The sequence below is a fragment of the Sinorhizobium medicae genome, assembly GCF_007827695.1.
Taxonomy (GTDB): Bacteria; Pseudomonadota; Alphaproteobacteria; order Rhizobiales; family Rhizobiaceae; genus Sinorhizobium; species Sinorhizobium medicae.
Genome location: NZ_VITA01000001.1, coordinates 335,467 through 353,304 on the forward strand (window position 1 = coordinate 335,467; position 17,838 = coordinate 353,304).

Below are 17,838 nucleotides of genomic sequence, written 5' to 3' on the forward strand. Positions count from 1 at the left end.
GGTGGTTACCATGGCGCAGACTGCCACAGCGCGTGGCGCAAAGACGGCGCCGTCTGCAGAAATTGAACAAGCGGATACCGAAAAAGGGCGGGCCTTCTGATGCGCCTTTCGCAAGAGACGCTCGACCGCCTGCCCGCCTCCGTCAAAAGCCCCGCATACGACCTCGGAGCTGTTGCCGTCGGCATCGTCCATCTCGGCATCGGCGCCTTTCATCGCGCGCATCAGGCCGCCTTGACCGATGCCCTGCTTGCAGAAGACCCCTCCTGGGGCATCTGCGGCGTATCGCTGCGCAGCCCGGACACGCGCGATGCTCTTCGGCCGCAGGACGGGCTTTATACGCTCGCCGTAAAGGACGGCGCGGGGACCGACTTCAGCGTGATCGGCAGCGTCGTCGAGCTCTTATGCGCGCCGGAAGACCCGGAGGCCGTCCTTCGCCGCATGGCCGATCCGGCCACGCGCATCGTGTCGTTGACAATCACCGAGAAGGGCTATTGCCATAATCCCGCGACCGGGACGCTCGACGAAAACCACCCGGATATCGCCCACGATCTCGCCAATCCGGCGTGCCCGCGCTCGGCAATCGGTTTCATTGTCGAGGCGATTTCGCGCCGCGTCCGCGCCGGTATCGCGCCGTTCGCGCTGCTGTCCTGCGACAATCTTCCCGGCAACGGCAACGTCCTGAAACGTATCGTCGAGCAGTTCGCGGAGTTGCGCGATCCGGCCCTCGCCGCCTTGGTCCGCAATGTGGCCTCGCCATCGACGATGGTCGACCGCATCGTTCCGGCAACGACGGATGCCGACCGGAGCGCGGTCGCCGAGGCTCTGGGTCTTGAAGATGCCTGGCCGATCATGACCGAACCCTTCCGGCAATGGGTGATAGAGGACGATTTCCCGCTCGGCCGTCCTGCCTGGGAAAAGGCCGGCGCGCTCTTCGTCGATGACGTCTCCGCCTTTGAGTTCATGAAGCTCCGGCTTCTGAACGGAAGCCATTCGACGCTCGCCTATCTCGGCTATCTCGCAGGCGCCGAGACGGTGGCGGATGCGATGGCCCTCCCGGGCATGCAAGCATTGATCGAAGGATTGATGCGTGAAGAGGTCAGCCCCACGCTTCCGGAACTGCCGGGTTTCGACCTTCCGGCCTACCGGTCCGAACTGCTCCTGCGCTTTCGCAATCCGGCGCTTCGTCACCGCACCTGGCAGATCGCCATGGACGGCTCGCAGAAGTTGCCGCAGCGCCTTCTCGGCACGATCCGCGACCGGTTGCAGGCAGGGGCCGGCTATGACCGGCTGGCGCTGGGAGTCGCTGCCTGGATGCGATATGCGCGGGGCCTGGACGAGGCGGACGGGACCATCGACGTTCGCGATCCGCATGCAGGCCGCATCGCCGAACTCGCCCGGGGACTTGACGAGCCGGATCGCATCGTCGATGCCCTTTTGACGATGGCGGACGTCTTCGGCACGGATCTTCCGGCCAGCGCTCCCTTCCGCTCCGCGCTCATCAAGGCGCTGGCGGGTCTCCTGCAGCATGGATCTGCGGCAACGCTCAGAAGCTACGCCTGAAACCCGCCTTGCAGCCGGTGGTCCACTAAGCGACGAGGGAAACCGATGTTCGACCTCAACGGCAAAACTGCTCTGGTTACCGGCGGCGGACGTGGGCTCGGCCTTGAGATTGCCAAGGCGCTTGCCAGGGCCGGCGCCTGGACCGTGATCAACGGCCGCAATCGCCAAAACCTTGAAGAGGCGCGCGCGCGGCTGGCACGCGATGGCATCGAGACCGGCATCGCACCCGGCGACATAACCCGCGATGCAGATGCGATTGTTGCCGCAGCGGTCGAGAAGACAGGCGGGCTCGACATTCTGCTTCATGCGGTCGGGGAACGCGACCGCCGTGGCACGGAAGCGATGGAGCCGCACGAATTCGCGGCGCTATTGAACACCGACCTTACCGCGGCCTATGCCATGGCAAGGGCCGCGCTGCCGCATCTCCGGCGTTCGGCCGCCGGACGACTGATATTCGTGACCTCGATTGCCGCCTTCGCGGCGCGGGCCGGTGATCCCGCCTATACGGCGGCGAAGGGCGGCCTCTCGGCGCTAACTCGCTCACTTGCTGTCGAGCTCGGAGCCGACAATCTCACCGTCAACGCGATCGCGCCTGGCTGGTTCGCAACCGAAACCAACGCGCATCTCGCAGCCGACCCGGCACTCACGGCTTTCGTCGACATGCGCATTCCGCTGAAGCGGTGGGGTCGGCCGGAAGAGATCGCGCCTGCCGCCGTGTTCCTTGCCTCGCCCGCTGCGAGTTTCGTCAACGGCATCACGCTCACAGTCGACGGCGGGATGACGGTACAGATGTGAGCGGGTAACGCGGTGGGTGGTCTACTCGGCCTTCCCTTCCTCGTTCCCCCTGAGCAGATGGATCAGCGCCGAGAAATCCTCTGACCCGTGGCCGAGCTTCTCGAAGAGGCTGTAGAGCTGCATCGCCTGCGCGCCCATGGGGGTCGCCGCACCGCTGGCGCTGGCGGCCTGCTGTGAGAGTTTCAGGTCCTTCAGCATCAGGCTTGCGGCGAAACCGGGCTTGTAGCCGCTGTTGGCCGGCGATGTCGGAACCGGCCCCGGCACCGGGCAGTAGGTCGTCAGCGACCAGCACTGGCCGGACGAGGTCGAGGCCACGTCGAAGAGCGCCTGATGCGATAGGCCGAGCCGCTCGGCAAGCACGAAGGCTTCGCAGACCGCCGCCATGGAGACGCCGAGGATCATGTTGTTGCAGATCTTCGCAGCCTGGCCGGCACCGGCATCGCCGCAATGGACGATCTTCTTGCCCATTGCTTCGAGCAGGTGCTTGCCGCGCGAGAAAGCGCCGTCGCTCCCCCCGACCATGAACGTCAATGTAGCGCCCGCCGCCCCGGCGGTGCCGCCGGAAACAGGTGCGTCGAGCGAGGGGCAATTGGCCTTTTCGGCAAGCCCATGCACCTTGCGCGCACTCTCGACATCGATGGTCGAACTGTCGATCAGAAGGGTGCCGGGGTCGACGAAGCCGAGCAGCTCGTCCCAGACGTAAAGAACATGCGCGCTCGCCGGCAGCATGGTGATGACGCACTCCATCTCGCGCACGGCCTGGGCGATCGAACCCGCCACCGAAACCCCGCTCTTGGCGGCGGCGTTGCGCGAGGCTTCCAAAAGGTCGAAGCCGGTGACCGCGTGGCCCGCCTTCACCAGATTGGCAGCCATCGGCCCGCCCATATTGCCAAGTCCGATAAAGGCGATCTTCGTCATAGGCCTCTCCTCTTCAACTTGTGTCTGCCTGATATGATCGATGCGTCGCCGCCTACGCCTGCCCGGCAAAAAGCGGGGCGCCTTCGTTCCTCTGGAAGCGGTCGAGCACCGCCGGGGTCACCTGCGAAAGCCCGACGGACCATTTGGGATTGCGATCCTTGTCGATCACTGCTGCCCTGACACCCTCGTAGAAATCCGGATTGGAAAGCATACCGAGGGTCGCGGCATATTCCCGCTCCAGGCATTCGTCCAGGCTGGCGCTGGCGCGCCCGGCCCGCAGCAAAGCGAGCGTCAGCTTGAGGCTGATCGCCGATCGGGTTTTCAGCAAGTCCAGCGTCTCGCGCGAAAAGTCCGTGCCCTCATTTTCCAGCGCGCCGAGGATTTCCTCAACCGTATCGGAAGCGAAGCAGCGGTCGATGACGGGCTGATGATCGAGCAGCGCCGAAGCCGGCGCCTGGGCCGAGACGGTGCGGATCGCCGCCGAAACATCCTCGGCCTTGGCCGAAGCGGGCAGCGAGGCGAGAATGGCGACGAGTTCATCAATCCTCTCCGAGGGCACGAAGCTGTCGCCAAGCCGCGCATGGATGACCGCCGCCGCCCCGATATCCCGGCCGGTGAGGCCGAGATAGGTACCGAATTCGCCCGGCGCGCGCGGCAGGAGCCAGGTCGCGCCGACATCGGTGAAATAGCCGATCCCCGTTTCCGGCATGGCGAACCGCGTTCTCTCGGTCACGATGCGGTGGCTGCCATGGGAGGAAACGCCGACGCCGCCGCCCATGACGATGCCGTCCATGATCGCGACATAGGGCTTGGAATAGGCGGAAATTCGGCTGTTGACGATGAACTCCTCGCGCCAGAACTGCGCACCTTCCTCAGGCCGTTCGCGGCCGCTTTCGTAGATCATGCGGATGTCGCCGCCGGCGCAGAGGCCCCTTTCACCTTCTCCGGTGACAAGCACTGCGGCAATCGCCGGATCACGCTCGAATTCTGTCAGCGCCGCAGCGATCGCGCGGATCATCGTGCGATTGAGGCTGTTCAGTGCCCGCGGACGGTTGAGCCGCAGTCTGCCGATAGCGCCCTGGCGCTCGACGATGACCTCCGGAAACGTTGCCTGCATCTCCATCGAAAATCCTTCCTATTTCCGTCCCGTGATCGCCCTCGACACGATCAGCCGCATGATTTCGTTTGTGCCTTCGAGTATCTGGTGCACCCGCAGATCCCTGACGATCTTCTCGACGCCGTAGTCGGCGAGATAGCCGTAGCCGCCATGCAATTGCAGTGCGTCATTGGCGACAGCAAAGCAGCGATCCGTGACAAAACGTTTGGCCATGGCGCAAAGCTTCGTGGCCTCCGGGTCCGCCGCATCGAGGGCGGAGGCCGCCCGCCAGAGGAATGTCCGGGCGATTTCCAGATCCGTAGCCATGTCGGCAAGGCGGAACTGCAACGCCTGGAATTCGCCGATCGCCTTGCCGAATGCGCGGCGCCCCTGGACGTAGGCGAGCGCCTTGTGGAAAGCGGATTGCGCGCCGCCGAGCGAGGCGGCGGCGATGTTGAGCCTTCCGCCGTCGAGGCCGGCCATGGCGATCCTGAAGCCCTCGCCCTCGGCCCCCAGGCGATTCTCGACGGGAACGCGAACACTGTCGAGCATCACCGCCCGCGTCGGCTGGGCATGCCAGCCCATCTTCTTCTCATTGGCGCCGAAGGTCAGCCCCGGAGCGTCCTTCTCGACGACGAAGGCGGAGATACCCTTCGGCCCCTCCTCGCCAGTGCGCGCCATGACGATATAGAGCCCGGACACTCCTGCGCCGGAAATGAACTGTTTCTGGCCGGTAAGCAGATAGGCCTCACCCTCGCGCACCGCCTTTGTCTTGAGCGCGGCCGCGTCCGAGCCGGACCCGGGCTCCGTCAGGCAATAACTCGCCAGGACGTCCATGGTGAGAAGCGGCGGAAGCAGGCGCTGGCGCTGCTCGTCCGTGCCGTAGCGGTCGATCATGCCGGCGCACATATTGTGGATCGAAACGAAGGAGGCGATCGCGGGGCAGCCGGTCGCGAGCGCCTCGATGATCATGGCCGCGTCGAGACGGGTAAGACCCGTTCCGCCGACATCGTCGCGCACATAGATGCCGGCCATCCCCAGCGCGGCCGCCGCGCGCAAGGTCTCCACAGGAAAGTGCTTCTGCTGGTCCCAGTCGACGGCGTGGGGCGCGATCTCGTCCCGCGCAAAATCGAACGCCATCGTGCGGATGGCCTCCTGCTCCTCCGACAGGCGAAAATCCATATGCATGTCCTCCCTGACCCGCATAGTGATGGTGTAGCGCCTCGATCACGATGTTTTTAGGTCGTGTCGACCCTAAAAAGATCGCGATCGATTCCAATAAATTAGAGCGGGATGCGGGCGGAAAACCGCACCCACTTTTCCTTATCCCGCTCTAGTTACAACAAACGCCGTACAGGCACAGGCGTAAATTCTCACAGCATCTGTTCAAAAACGAACAGAGAGGGAGGTCAGCTCTCACTCAGACGATACGGCAGAGCGCCGCGCATGTCATGGTCGACGATCAGCTTGCGCTTGAGCGGCGGCACCGCGCGGCTCGCGCATCTCGTGCGCTCGCAGATGCGACAGGAAATACCGATCGGATCGTAGGCGGCGCGGTTGCCGAGGTCCATGTCGTCCGCATAGACGAAGGCATCGGCGTAGGAGATTTCACAGCCGAGCGCCAAGGCATAACGGGGATGGGCGGCGCGGTAGCCGCCGCCGCCCTTGGTGATCTGGGTCGCGAGACAGAGATAACGCACGCCGTCCGGCGTCTCCGCGAGCTGGCGGATGATGCGGCCGGGCGTCTCGAAGGCCTGGTGCACGTTCCATAACGGACAGGCCGCGCCGAAACGGGCGAATTGCAGCTTGGCGGCGCTGTGGCGCTTGGTGATGTTGCCGGCGCGGTCGATCCGCGCGAAAAAGATGGGGATGCCCTTCTGCCCGGGCCGCTGCAGCGTCGAAAGCCGGTGACAAACCTGCTCCAGCGAGGCACCGAAGCGGGCTGCAAGGAGTTCCACGTCGTGACGCAATTCGCGCGCGGCCTTGAGGAACGGCTGATAGGGCAGGATCAGCGCACCGGCAAAATAGTTCTGCAGCCCGATTCGACAGATCTCATAGGCCTCCTCGGTGCGGAAGCCGGCGCTCCCCGCCACCCGATCGATCTCCTCGCGGGCGCGTGTCTGGGCGATCTGCAATGCCAGCTGAAAGTCGCGTGTCGCCGCCGGGGCGTAAGGATTGAGCGTGAGCACGCGGGCGCGCGGATCGAAACGGCGGATCGCCTCGTCGCCGGCTGCCCCGCGCACGACACGTATCCCGTGGCGCTCTTCGAGATAGGCCGCAAGGGCCGCATGGTTGTCGCCATCGCCAAGGCCCAGCTCGTCGGCCAAAGTCTCGGCAAGCGTATCGATTTCGTGGATGTAATTGTCGACGAAGTGGAAGAAGTCCCGAACCTCTTCATAAGGCGTCGTCTCGACGAAAGAAGCGCCGCGGCCGATCGTATCGTCGATGCTGGCGAGCTGCTCGCTGTTCGCCGATAGGCCTGGTGGCAGGAGATCAGCGCATGGGCAAGACCCGGCGCATTCTGGACAACGAGCTTCAGCTCCTGCAGGCTCGGCGAATAGGTCTCGAACAGGGGATCGCTCAGCGCCTCCGATAGCGCTGAGAGAAGCCGGTCGCTCTCGCCCGAGGAAAGTTCGGCGATATCGATCTGGAATTTTTCGGCGAGCGCCAGCAGCACCGACGCCGACACCGGACGCTGGTTGTTCTCGATCTGATTGAGATAGCTCGTGGATATGCCGATCCGCTCGGCGAACTGCGCCTGCGTCAGCCGCTTGCCATCCCTCAGATCCCTGACCTTGCGGCCGATATACAGCTTGCCAATCGCCATGATTCAACTCGTGTTCGCAATTTTGCAATTTGCGCTTCGCAACATTCTATGTTTCACATTTGCACATCATCGGACGTTTTTCCATCAGGCCTTCGGCGCTATTGCGAAGGCCGGAAAGCCTCTGCACTATCGGCAAGACAGGGAGGAGCGCGATGCGCGCGATACTTGAACAGGTGGAAGCCCGGCGGGCCGAGGCAAGGGTCGGCGGCGGCGAACGTCGCATCGCCGCGCAGCACGGCAAAGGCAAGCTGACGGCACGCGAGCGCATCGACGTGCTTCTCGACGAGGGCTCCTTCGAAGAATACGACATGTATGTGACGCATCGTTGCGTCGATTTCGACATGGGTAGCCAGAAGATCGCCGGCGACGGCGTCGTCACCGGCTGGGGCACGATCAACGGCCGACAGGTCTATGTCTTCAGCCAGGACTTCACCGTCCTCGGGGGCTCGCTTTCGGAGACGCATGCGCAGAAGATCTGCAAGATCATGGATATGGCTGCAAGGAACGGTGCGCCGGTCATCGGCCTCAACGATTCCGGCGGCGCCCGCATCCAGGAAGGCGTTTCGTCGCTTGCCGGCTATGCCGAGGTCTTCCGCCGCAATGCAGAGGTCTCGGGCGTCATTCCGCAAATCTCGGTGATCATGGGCCCCTGTGCTGGCGGAGCCGTCTATTCGCCGGCGATGACGGATTTCATCTTCATGGTGCGCGACAGTTCCTACATGTTCGTGACCGGGCCGGACGTCGTGAAGACGGTCACCAATGAGATCGTCACCGCGGAGGAACTCGGCGGTGCCCGCACGCATACGACGAAATCCTCCGTCGCCGACGGTGCCTATGAAAACGACATAGAGGCGCTCGAGCACGTCCGGCTGCTGTTAGACTTCCTGCCGCTCAACAATCGCGAGAAGCCTCCGGTCCGGCCCTTCCATGACGATCCGGGGCGCATCGAGATGCGGCTCGACAGCCTGATCCCGGACAGTGCCGCCAAGCCCTACGACATGAAGGAACTGATCATCGCCATTGCCGACGAGGGCGACTTCTTCGAACTGCAGGCAAGCTTCGCCCGGAACATCATAACGGGCTTCATCCGCATCGAGGGCCAGACGGTCGGCGTCGTGGCCAACCAGCCGTTGGTGCTCGCCGGCTGCCTCGATATCGACTCCTCGCGCAAGGCCGCACGCTTCGTCCGCTTCTGCGACGCGTTCTCCATCCCGATCCTGACGCTTGTCGATGTGCCCGGCTTCCTTCCCGGCACCGCCCAGGAATATGGCGGCGTCATCAAGCACGGCGCCAAGCTGCTTTTCGCCTACAGTCAGGCGACGGTCCCCATGGTGACCCTGATCACCCGCAAGGCCTATGGCGGCGCCTATGACGTCATGGCGTCCAAACACATCGGCGCCGATGTGAATTACGCCTGGCCGACGGCCGAGATCGCCGTGATGGGAGCCAAGGGCGCGACCGAAATCCTCTACCGGTCCGAGCTCGGCGACAAGGAGAAGATCGCCGCGCGGACGAAGGAATACGAGGAGCGCTTCGCCAATCCCTTCGTTGCCGCGGAGCGCGGCTTCATCGACGAGGTGATCATGCCGCATTCCTCCCGCCGTCGCATTGCCCGTGCCTTCGCGTCTCTGCGCAGCAAGCAACTGGAGACCCGGTGGCGCAAGCACGACACGATCCCGCTTTGACGGGAGAACCCCATGGAAAACATGTTCAAGAAAATCCTCATTGCCAATCGTGGTGAAATCGCCTGCCGCGTCATCCGCACAGCGAAGTCTCTCGACATCCCGACCGTCGCCGTCTACTCGGATGCGGACCGCGACGCGATGCATGTGCGCATGGCGGACGAGGCCGTTCCTATCGGCCCCTCACCCTCAAACCAGTCCTATATCGTCATAGACAGGATTCTTGAGGCAATCCGCAAGACCGGCGCCGATGCGGTGCATCCTGGCTACGGCTTCCTTTCTGAAAATTCCGCCTTCGCCGAGGCTCTGGAGAAAGAGGGCGTAACCTTCATCGGTCCGCCAGTCAGGGCCATCGAAGCGATGGGCGACAAGATCACCTCGAAGAAGCTTGCCGCCGAAGCAGGCGTTTCCACCGTTCCCGGCCATATGGGGCTGATCGGGGATGCGGACGAGGCCGCACGCATCGCCGCTTCGATCGGCTTTCCGGTGATGATAAAGGCGTCTGCCGGCGGCGGCGGCAAGGGCATGCGGATCGCCTGGACCGAGGACGAGGCACGCGAGGGCTTTCAGTCATCGAAGAACGAGGCGAAGAGTTCCTTCGGCGACGACCGCATCTTCATCGAGAAATTCGTGACCGAGCCCCGCCACATCGAGATCCAGGTGCTCGGCGACAAGCATGGCAACATCGTCTATCTGGGCGAGCGCGAATGCTCGATCCAGCGGCGGAACCAGAAGGTTATCGAGGAGGCGCCCTCGCCCTTCCTCGACGAGAAGACGCGCCGCGCCATGGGCGAGCAGGCGGTGGCGCTGGCAAAGGCCGTCGCCTATTTTTCGGCCGGCACGGTCGAGTTCATCGTCGACGCCCGCGGAAACTTCTATTTTCTCGAGATGAATACCCGGCTGCAGGTCGAGCATCCGGTGACGGAACTCGTCACCGGCCTCGATCTCGTCGAGCAGATGATCCGCGTCGCGGCGGGGGAGAAACTCGCCTTTGCACAGAAGGATGTGAAGCTCGACGGATGGGCGATCGAAAGCCGGCTCTATGCGGAAGACCCCTACCGCAATTTTCTTCCTTCGATCGGCCGGCTGAGCCGCTACCGCCCGCCGGAGGAAGGCCCGCGGGCGGACGGTACCGTCATTCGCAACGATACCGGCGTCTTGGAAGGCGGCGAGATCTCGATGTATTACGATCCGATGATCGCCAAGCTTTGCACCTGGGGTCCGGACCGGGCGACCGCCGTCCGGGCGATGGCGGATGCGCTCGACGCGTTCGAGATCGAAGGCGTCGGCCACAACCTGCCCTTCCTTGCAGCCGTCATGCAGCAGGATCGTTTCCGCGAGGGACGGCTGACCACGGCCTATATCGCCGAGGAGTTTGCCGGCGGTTTTCAGGGCGTGGTGCCGGACGACACAGCGGCGCGCAAACTCGCCGCCATCGCGGTGAGCGTCAATCAGACGCTGCAGGAGCGCGCCAGCCGCATCTCGGGCACCATCGGCAACCATCGCCGGGTCATCGGTCACGAATGGGTGGCAAGCCTCGACGGGCACGAAATTCAGGTCACATGCGAAGCTTCCGCCGACGGCACCTATGTACGCTTTGCCGACGGGACATCTGTCTCCGTCGCAACTGACTGGACCCCCGGTCGCACCCGTGCCGCTTTCAACATAGAAAATCAGCCGATGAGCGTGAAGGTCGAGCTTGCCGGCACCGGAATAAGGCTGCGCTGGCGCGGGATCGACGTCGTTGCACGGGTCAGAAGCCCACACATTGCCGAACTCGCCCGGCTGATGCCGAAGAAGCTGCCGCCGGACACGTCGAAGATGCTGCTCTGCCCGATGCCGGGGGTGGTGACGTCGATCACGGTGAAGGCCGGGGAGACAGTGGAGGCCGGACAGGCGATCGCCGTCGTCGAGGCAATGAAGATGGAGAATATATTGAGGGCGGAAAGACGCTCGATCGTGAAGCGCGTGGCGATCGAAGCCGGGGCGAGCCTGGCCGTGGACGAGTTGATCATGGAGTTCGAGTGATGGAAGCGGTGCCGACGTGGGTGTCTCTTACCGCTGCCGACTACGCTTCGATGGAGCAAGCCAATGCCCGATAAAACCATCAAGGATTGGGAAGCCCTCGCCGAGAAAGAACTCAAGGCCGGCCCCGAGAGCCTCACCTGGCACACGCCTGAGGGTATCGACGTCAAGCCCCTCTATACGAGCGATGACACCTCAGGCATGGGCGATCTCAACTCGCTCCCCGGTTTCGAACCTTTCCTGCGCGGTCCGCGCGCCACAATGTATGCCGGCCGGCCCTGGACGATCCGGCAATATGCCGGTTTCTCGACGGCTGAAGCCTCGAACGCCTTCTACCGCCGCAACCTTGCTGCCGGACAACAGGGTGTCTCCGTCGCCTTCGACCTCGCCACGCACCGCGGCTACGACAGCGACCATCCCCGCGTCGAGGGCGACGTCGGCAAGGCGGGTGTCGCGATCGACTCGGTGGAAGACATGAAGATCCTGTTCGACGGGATCCCGCTCGACAGGATCTCCGTCTCGATGACCATGAATGGCGCCGTGATCCCGATCCTCGCCTCCTTCATCGTCGCCGGCGAGGAACAGGGTGTCAGCCGCGACAAGCTCTCCGGGACGATCCAGAACGACATTCTCAAAGAGTTCATGGTCCGCAACACCTATATCTATCCGCCGGAACCCTCGATGCGGATCGTCGCCGACATCATCGAATACACGGCCAAGGAGATGCCGAAGTTCAATTCGATCTCGATCTCCGGCTATCACATGCAGGAGGCCGGGGCGACGCTCGTGCAGGAGCTAGCCTTTACTCTTGCCGACGGGCGCGAATATGTGCGCGCGGCGCTCGCCAAGGGCCTCAATGTCGACGATTTTGCCGGCCGGCTCTCCTTCTTTTTCGCGATCGGCATGAACTTCTTCATGGAGGCGGCGAAGCTGCGCGCCGCTCGGCTCCTCTGGACACGGATCATGAAGGAGTTCAAACCCGAGAAGGCGTCTTCGCTGATGCTGCGGACGCACTGCCAGACGTCGGGCGTATCGCTCCAGGAACAGGATCCTTACAACAACATCATCCGCACCGCTTTCGAAGCGATGTCGGCAGTGCTCGGCGGTACGCAATCGCTTCACACCAATTCCTTCGACGAAGCGATGGCACTTCCCACGGATTTCTCCGCCCGCATCGCGCGCAACACGCAGCTCATCCTGCAGCACGAAACCGGAGTGACCAGGGTCGTCGATCCGCTTGCCGGCTCCTATTACGTCGAGAGCCTGACCAACGAACTTGCTGAAAAAGCCTGGGCGCTCATCGAGGAGGTGGAGGCATTGGGCGGCATGACGAAAGCGGTCAATGCCGGCCTGCCGAAGCGGCTGATCGAGGAGGCAGCGACCCGGCGTCAGGCGGCCGTCGACCGCGGCGAGGAGGTCATCGTCGGGGTTAACAGGTACCGGCTCGAGAACGAGCAGCCGATCGACATTCTCGAGATCGACAACGCCGCAGTCCGGACGGCACAGATCAAGCGGATCGAGGAGATCAGGCGCCGCCGCAACTCACAGAAGATGAAGGAAGCGCTAAACGCGCTGGCCGATGTGGCGCGCAGCGGCAAGGGCAATCTGCTTGCCGCCGCGGTCGAGGCTGCGCGGGCACGCGCCACCGTCGGCGAAATCACCGACGCCATGCGCGAGGCTTTCGGCGATTACACCGCCGTCCCGGAAGTCGTCACCGATATTTACGGCCGGGCCTTCGAGGGCGACCCCGAGCTCGGCGTGCTGGCCGGGCGGCTCGGCGAGGTGACGAAGCGGCTGGGGCACAAGCCCAAAATCATGGTCGCCAAGCTCGGGCAGGACGGGCATGACCGCGGGGCCAAGGTGATCGCCTCCGCCTTTGGTGACATCGGTTTCGACGTCGTCGCAGGCCCGCTGTTCCAGACGCCGGAGGAGGCGGCCGAACTGGCGCTCGCCGAGGAGGTCACCGTTCTCGGGGTTTCATCGCTTGCCGCGGGCCACAAGACGCTGATGCCGCAACTCGCCGAGGCACTGAAGGAGCGCGGCCGCGAGGACATCATCCTGGTCTGCGGCGGCGTCATTCCCCGGCAGGATTACGCGTATCTTATGGAAAACGGCGTTTCAGCGGTCTTCGGCCCCGGCACCCACGTGCTCGACGCCGCGCGCGCTATTCTGGATCTGATCGAAGGCAAGCGGCGAAACCTGTAATCCGTTCAGGTCTCAATCTTGAGCTTCATCCGGTCGGCGGCGAAGCGCGTGCGCGCGTATTCAACGGGCCGGCCCGAGAGATCCGCATTGACGGATTGCGCCTCCATGACGATCGCGCCGGGCGAAAGCTTCAGCAGAACGAGTTCCTGCGCATCTGCATGACGCGCCACGATCTCGGTCGAGACGCGGACATAATCTGCGAGGCCATGCGCGGCAAAGGCCTTGGTCACGGAACCTAGCCGCGCATACTCCTCCGCCATATCAGGGAAGCGCTCGGCAGGGTAATAGCTGACAGCCGTGGAGAGCGGTCGGCCGTCACCACTGCTGACGGTACTGAGTTCAATGAGAGGGGCGCCGGCGGCAAGGCCGAGTGCTTCGGCAATGTCGCCGCTCGCCGGCACCTGCATGTGTTCAAGGAGTTCCGTTCCGATCTCCCTGACCTGCCGGCCGAGCCCCTGGGAGAAGCGGGTTCGCCTGGAGATCGGATAGCTGACGCGCTCCTTGCGCTCTATCATCGTACCGCGGCCCTGCACGGCGCGCACCAGCCCCTCTTCGGAGAGTGCGGCAAGCGCGCTGCGCACAGTGTGCCGGTTGACGCCGAATTGGGCGGCAAGGGTCGTCTCCGGCGGAACCATGCCCGTCGCCTCATAGTCGCCATTGCTTATCGCCAGCCGGATTCGGTCGGCGATCTGGCGCCACAGCGCCACCCCCGTCTGTCTTTCAACAGTCTTCATCACGATCGTCTTCGCCCCGGTTTCTGCGCAAATGTCACAAGCCTGTCATTTGCGAACGCTATGGAAAGCTATAAGATGTATAGTTGTCTAGATCAATAGACATTTTGGAGTGCGAAGATGGAAGCAGTCACGACTGAAGCAGCGAGGACGGGCGAGGACGCGCAGATCATCGCCCGGCGCCGCGAGAGTATGCGGCTTCTGGCGCGGGCGACGCTCGGTGAGCTTTCCGCTGCCTGGGGGGCAATCGGCTCGAAACCGGAGGTCGCGCCGGTGCGTGGTCCCGAGACGGGGCTCGTGATGGTGCGCGGACGGATGGGCGGTGGCGGCGCTCCCTTCAATCTCGGCGAGGCCACCGTTTCCCGCGCCACCGTCCGGCTCGCCACCGGCGAAGTCGGCCACGGACAGTTGCTCGGAACCGACAAGGAACGCGCCCGTTTTGCGGCAATTTTCGACGCTCTCTTCCAGAACGACGCATATCGCGCCGGCGTCGAGGCGCTCCACGAGAAGATTGCTGCACGCCTGGATGCGGAAGACCGTCGCAAGGCCGAGGAAACGGCCGCGACCCGTGTCGATTTCTTCACCATGGTCCGCGGAGAAGATTGATGAGCACCCAATCGCAAATCTATGGCGGCGCCTTCGCCGAACCGGTCTTCGAAGCCCAGGCCGTGTTCCGGACTCTCATGGACTGCTTCGCACGCCCGGGCACCATCGGCCGCCTCTCCACAGCGGCCTCCCCGCCCCCGCCTCTCGGAGAGGCCAGCGGAGCCGTCGCGCTGACACTCTGCGACCATGACACCCCGGTCTGGCTATCGCCGGCGCTCTCCAAATCCGCAGCGCCGAAGTGGATCGCCTTCCACACCGGCGCCGCGGTGACCGACACGAAGAACGAGGCCCGCTTCGCCTTCTTCGAGAAGGGCGCTGCCGTGCCTGGCTTCGACCAGTTCGGCCTCGGCTCGCAGGAATATCCCGACCGTTCCACCACCCTTGTCGTCGAGGTGGAAGCGCTCGAAGGCGGACAGCCGCTCATCGGCAGGGGACCGGGAATCAAGAACGGGATCGTCATCGCACCGAAGGGCTTGCCCGACGTGTTCCTTGATCTCTGGACGGCCAACCGGGCGATCTTTCCGCGCGGCATAGATCTCGTAGTGACGTCAGGTGAGACCGTGCTCTGCCTGCCGCGCACCACGAAACTCGAGCGGGAGTAAGCGCATGTATGTAGCCGTCAAGGGCGGGGAAGCCGCCATTGCCAATGCTCACCGCCTGCTCGCCGACCGCCGGCGCGGCGACCGGTCGCTGCCCTCGATAACCATCGAGCAGGTCGTCGAGCAGCTCGGCCTCGCCGTGGACCGCGTTATGGCGGAGGCCTCGCTCTACGACCGCGCGCTTGCGGCGCTTGCCGTGCGGCAGGCACGCGGCGACATGATCGAAGCGATCTTCATTCTGCGCGCCTACCGCACCACCCTGCCCCGCTTCGGCTATTCCGAACCGGTCGATACAGCCAGGATGAAGGTCGAGCGACGCGTCTCGGCAACCTACAAGGACCTGCCCGGAGGCCAGCTTCTCGGCCCGACCTTCGATTATACGCACCGTCTTCTGGACCCATCGCTGATCGGCGAAGACGCGGTCGATGAGCCGGCACTCAAAGAGCCCGGCGAACATGTCATGCGCGTCTCCGACATTCTAGACGGCGAAGGCCTGATCGAGGGCGACGGCCAGATGCCCGAAGGGCACGTGATGGGCGATCTCACGCGCGAGCCGATGGAGTTTCCGATGGCGCGCGATCTGCGCCTGCAGGCGCTCGCCCGCGGTGACGAGGGCTTCCTGCTGGCGCTCGCCTACTCCACTCAACGCGGCTATGGCCGCACGCATCCTTTCGTCGGCGAAGTCCGGATCGGCGAGGTCGAGGTCGAGCTGGAACTGCCGGAGCTGGGCTTTGCCGTATCGCTCGGAACCGTTCGGGTCACCGAATGCCAGATGGTCAACCAGTTCAAGGGCTCGGCCAAACAGCCGCCGCAGTTCACCCGCGGCTACGGGCTCGTCTTCGGCCAGAGCGAGCGCAAGGCGATGTCCATGTCGCTGGTCGACCGGTCCCTCCGGACAGACGAATTCGACGAGGACATCGTCGCTCCCGCCCAGGATCAGGAATTCGTCATCTCGCATGCGGATAACGTCCAGGCGACCGGCTTCGTCGAGCATCTGAAGCTGCCGCACTACGTCGACTTCCAGGCCGAGCTCGACCTGGTCAGGCGCATGCGCCGGGAATACGAACCCGCCCAGCCCGGCGGCAAGAACGTCATGAAGGAGGCCGCCGAATGAACGACCTCGCCAACTATAATTTCGCTTATCTGGACGAGCAGACGAAGCGCATGATCAGACGTGCGATCCTGAAGGCGATCGCAATCCCCGGGTATCAGGTGCCCTTCGCCTCGCGCGAAATGCCCATGCCCTATGGCTGGGGCACGGGCGGCGTGCAGGTGACCGCTTCGATCCTCGGGCCCAGTGACGTGCTGAAGGTCATCGACCAGGGCGCGGACGACACGACCAATGCGGTCTCGATCCGTGCCTTTTTCCAGAAGGTCGCCAATGTCGCCGTCACCACGAGGACGGCGGATGCGACCATCATTCAGACGCGCCACCGCATTCCCGAGGAGAAACTGGGAGAGGGTCAAACACTCGTCTACCAGGTACCTATCCCGGAACCCCTTCGCTTCCTCGAACCGCGCGAAACCGAGACGCGCAAGATGCATGCACTCGAAGAATACGGGCTGATGCATGTGAAGCTCTATGAAGACATCGCCCGAAACGGCCACATCGCCACCACCTACGCCTATCCGGTTAAGGTCGAGGGCCGCTATGTCATGGATCCGTCGCCGACGCCGAAATTCGACAATCCGAAGATGCATATGTCGGAAGCCCTCCAGCTCTTCGGCGCCGGCCGGGAGAAACGCATCTATGCGGTGCCACCCTACACCGAAGTCGTCAGCCTCGACTTCGAGGATCACCCCTTCGAGGTGCAGAAGTTCGACAGGCCCTGCGCCCTTTGCGGCGCCGAGAACGTCTATCTCGACGAAGTGGTGCTCGACGACAAGGGCGGGCGAATGTTCGTCTGCTCCGATACAGATCATTGCGAAGACCGGCGCGCGCACGGCCATGCCGGTGCCATGCTTGCGCCCGCCGCCAAGGAAAGTCAGGAGGCTGCAGAATGAGCGCCGTGCCGCTTCTGAAAGTCAGTGACGTCTCGAAATTCTATGGAAGCCGCATCGGCTGCCGCAACGTCTCCTTCGAACTTTATCCGGGCGAAGTGCTCGCCATCGTCGGAGAATCCGGTTCCGGCAAGACCACCCTGCTTTCCTGCCTCTCGACCCGGCTGATGCCCACCTCCGGCGTCGTCGAGTACCACATGCGCGATGGCCAGTATCGGGACCTCGCGCGCATGAGCGAGGCGGAGCGCCGCTTCCTCATGCGCACCGACTGGGGTTTCGTCCACCAGAACCCCGCCGATGGCTTGAGGATGACGGTTTCTGCCGGCGCCAATGTCGGCGAGCGGCTGATGGCGGTCGGCGACCGACACTACGGCAATATCCGCGCGGCGGCCGGCGACTGGCTGAGGCGCGTGGAAATCGAAGAGGACCGGATCGACGACCAGCCGCGCGCCTTCTCCGGCGGCATGCGCCAGCGCCTGCAGATCGCCCGTAATCTGGTCACCTCTCCCCGCCTCGTCTTCATGGACGAGCCGACCGGCGGTCTCGACGTCTCCGTACAGGCGCGTCTGCTCGACCTGGTTCGCGGGCTCGTCCACGATCTCGGCCTGGCGGCGGTGATCGTCACCCATGATCTCGCCGTGGCGCGGCTCCTTTCGCACCGGATGATGGTGATGAAGGACGGCGCCGTCATCGAGCAGGGTCTGACCGACCGGGTGCTCGACGATCCGCGAGAGCCCTACACGCAGCTCCTCGTTTCCTCGATTTTGCAGGTCTGACGCATGATCGCGAAAAG

15 protein-coding genes and 1 pseudogene are annotated in these 17,838 nt (G+C 63.8%); 11 read left to right on the top strand and 5 right to left on the bottom strand.

What is annotated here, in order from left to right; translation table 11 throughout:
- Positions 1–99 precede the first annotated feature (99 nt).
- Positions 100–1,560, top strand: a complete 1,461-nt coding sequence (locus tag FB009_RS01765) for a mannitol dehydrogenase family protein (protein ID WP_018012603.1) — start codon at positions 100–102, stop codon at positions 1,558–1,560.
- Positions 1,561–1,605: 45 nt separating this feature from the next.
- Positions 1,606–2,355, top strand: a complete 750-nt coding sequence (locus FB009_RS01770) for an SDR family oxidoreductase (RefSeq protein WP_018012602.1) — start codon at positions 1,606–1,608, stop codon at positions 2,353–2,355.
- 21 nt (positions 2,356–2,376) lie between these two features.
- Here FB009_RS01770 and mmsB read toward each other — a convergent pair whose 3' ends face one another.
- The 4 genes and pseudogenes from mmsB to FB009_RS01790 all read right to left on the bottom strand — a co-directional run bounded on the left by mmsB (position 2,377) and on the right by FB009_RS01790 (position 7,196).
- Positions 2,377–3,273: a 3-hydroxyisobutyrate dehydrogenase gene (gene mmsB / locus FB009_RS01775; protein WP_011969870.1), complete on the bottom strand. Its 897-nt coding sequence runs from the start codon at positions 3,271–3,273 to the stop codon at positions 2,377–2,379.
- A 52-nt stretch (positions 3,274–3,325) separates the two neighbouring features.
- Complete coding sequence (locus FB009_RS01780; protein ID WP_018012601.1) at positions 3,326–4,396, bottom strand: enoyl-CoA hydratase/isomerase family protein; 1,071 nt, start codon at positions 4,394–4,396, stop codon at positions 3,326–3,328.
- A gap of 12 nt (positions 4,397–4,408) precedes the next feature.
- Positions 4,409–5,551 carry an isobutyryl-CoA dehydrogenase gene (locus FB009_RS01785; RefSeq protein WP_024311162.1) on the bottom strand — a complete coding sequence of 381 codons (1,143 nt, stop codon included), beginning with the start codon at positions 5,549–5,551 and terminating at the stop codon, positions 4,409–4,411.
- Between the two features lie 227 nt (positions 5,552–5,778).
- Positions 5,779–7,196 (bottom strand): annotated as a pseudogene (locus FB009_RS01790) (helix-turn-helix domain-containing protein).
- On the opposite strand from FB009_RS01790, the gene FB009_RS32620 reads away from it, so the two are divergent.
- The 4 genes from FB009_RS32620 (at position 7,096) to scpA (ending at position 13,108) form a co-directional block, all read left to right on the top strand.
- Positions 7,096–7,365 (top strand): hypothetical protein, encoded by a 270-nt coding sequence (locus FB009_RS32620; RefSeq protein WP_186447659.1) that lies wholly within the window; start codon positions 7,096–7,098, stop codon positions 7,363–7,365. The pseudogene FB009_RS01790 and the gene FB009_RS32620 sit on opposite strands and share 101 nt — an antisense overlap.
- A complete protein-coding gene (locus FB009_RS01795) occupies positions 7,349–8,881 on the top strand; it encodes an acyl-CoA carboxylase subunit beta (protein WP_018210003.1) in 1,533 nt (510 codons plus the stop codon). The genes FB009_RS32620 and FB009_RS01795 overlap by 17 nt, the downstream gene beginning before the upstream one ends.
- 12 nt (positions 8,882–8,893) lie before the next feature.
- Positions 8,894–10,906: an acetyl-CoA carboxylase biotin carboxylase subunit gene (locus tag FB009_RS01800; RefSeq protein ID WP_011969865.1), complete on the top strand. Its 2,013-nt coding sequence runs from the start codon at positions 8,894–8,896 to the stop codon at positions 10,904–10,906.
- A 63-nt stretch (positions 10,907–10,969) separates the two neighbouring features.
- A complete protein-coding gene (scpA, locus tag FB009_RS01805) occupies positions 10,970–13,108 on the top strand; it encodes a methylmalonyl-CoA mutase (RefSeq protein WP_018210004.1) in 2,139 nt (712 codons plus the stop codon).
- A 5-nt stretch (positions 13,109–13,113) separates the two neighbouring features.
- On the opposite strand, the gene phnF is transcribed toward scpA, so the two are convergent.
- Positions 13,114–13,848, bottom strand: coding sequence for a phosphonate metabolism transcriptional regulator PhnF (gene phnF, locus FB009_RS01810; RefSeq protein WP_024311161.1), 735 nt, complete (start codon positions 13,846–13,848; stop codon positions 13,114–13,116).
- Positions 13,849–13,959: 111 nt separating this feature from the next.
- On the opposite strand from phnF, the gene phnG reads away from it, so the two are divergent.
- From phnG to phnK, 5 genes are read left to right on the top strand one after another with little or no spacing between them, the layout of a single operon-like run.
- Positions 13,960–14,445, top strand: coding sequence for a phosphonate C-P lyase system protein PhnG (phnG, locus tag FB009_RS01815; RefSeq protein WP_018210006.1), 486 nt, complete (start codon positions 13,960–13,962; stop codon positions 14,443–14,445).
- Positions 14,445–15,047, top strand: a complete 603-nt coding sequence (gene phnH, locus FB009_RS01820; protein WP_018210007.1) for a phosphonate C-P lyase system protein PhnH — start codon at positions 14,445–14,447, stop codon at positions 15,045–15,047. The genes phnG and phnH overlap by 1 nt, the downstream gene beginning before the upstream one ends.
- Positions 15,048–15,051: 4 nt before the next feature.
- Positions 15,052–16,158, top strand: coding sequence for a carbon-phosphorus lyase complex subunit PhnI (locus tag FB009_RS01825; protein ID WP_018210008.1), 1,107 nt, complete (start codon positions 15,052–15,054; stop codon positions 16,156–16,158).
- Positions 16,155–17,048 (top strand): alpha-D-ribose 1-methylphosphonate 5-phosphate C-P-lyase PhnJ, encoded by an 894-nt coding sequence (locus FB009_RS01830; protein ID WP_011969859.1) that lies wholly within the window; start codon positions 16,155–16,157, stop codon positions 17,046–17,048. Before FB009_RS01825 ends, FB009_RS01830 begins: the two co-directional genes overlap by 4 nt.
- A complete protein-coding gene (phnK, locus tag FB009_RS01835; RefSeq protein WP_011969858.1) occupies positions 17,045–17,821 on the top strand; it encodes a phosphonate C-P lyase system protein PhnK in 777 nt (258 codons plus the stop codon). The genes FB009_RS01830 and phnK overlap by 4 nt, the downstream gene beginning before the upstream one ends.
- Positions 17,822–17,838 lie beyond the last annotated feature (17 nt).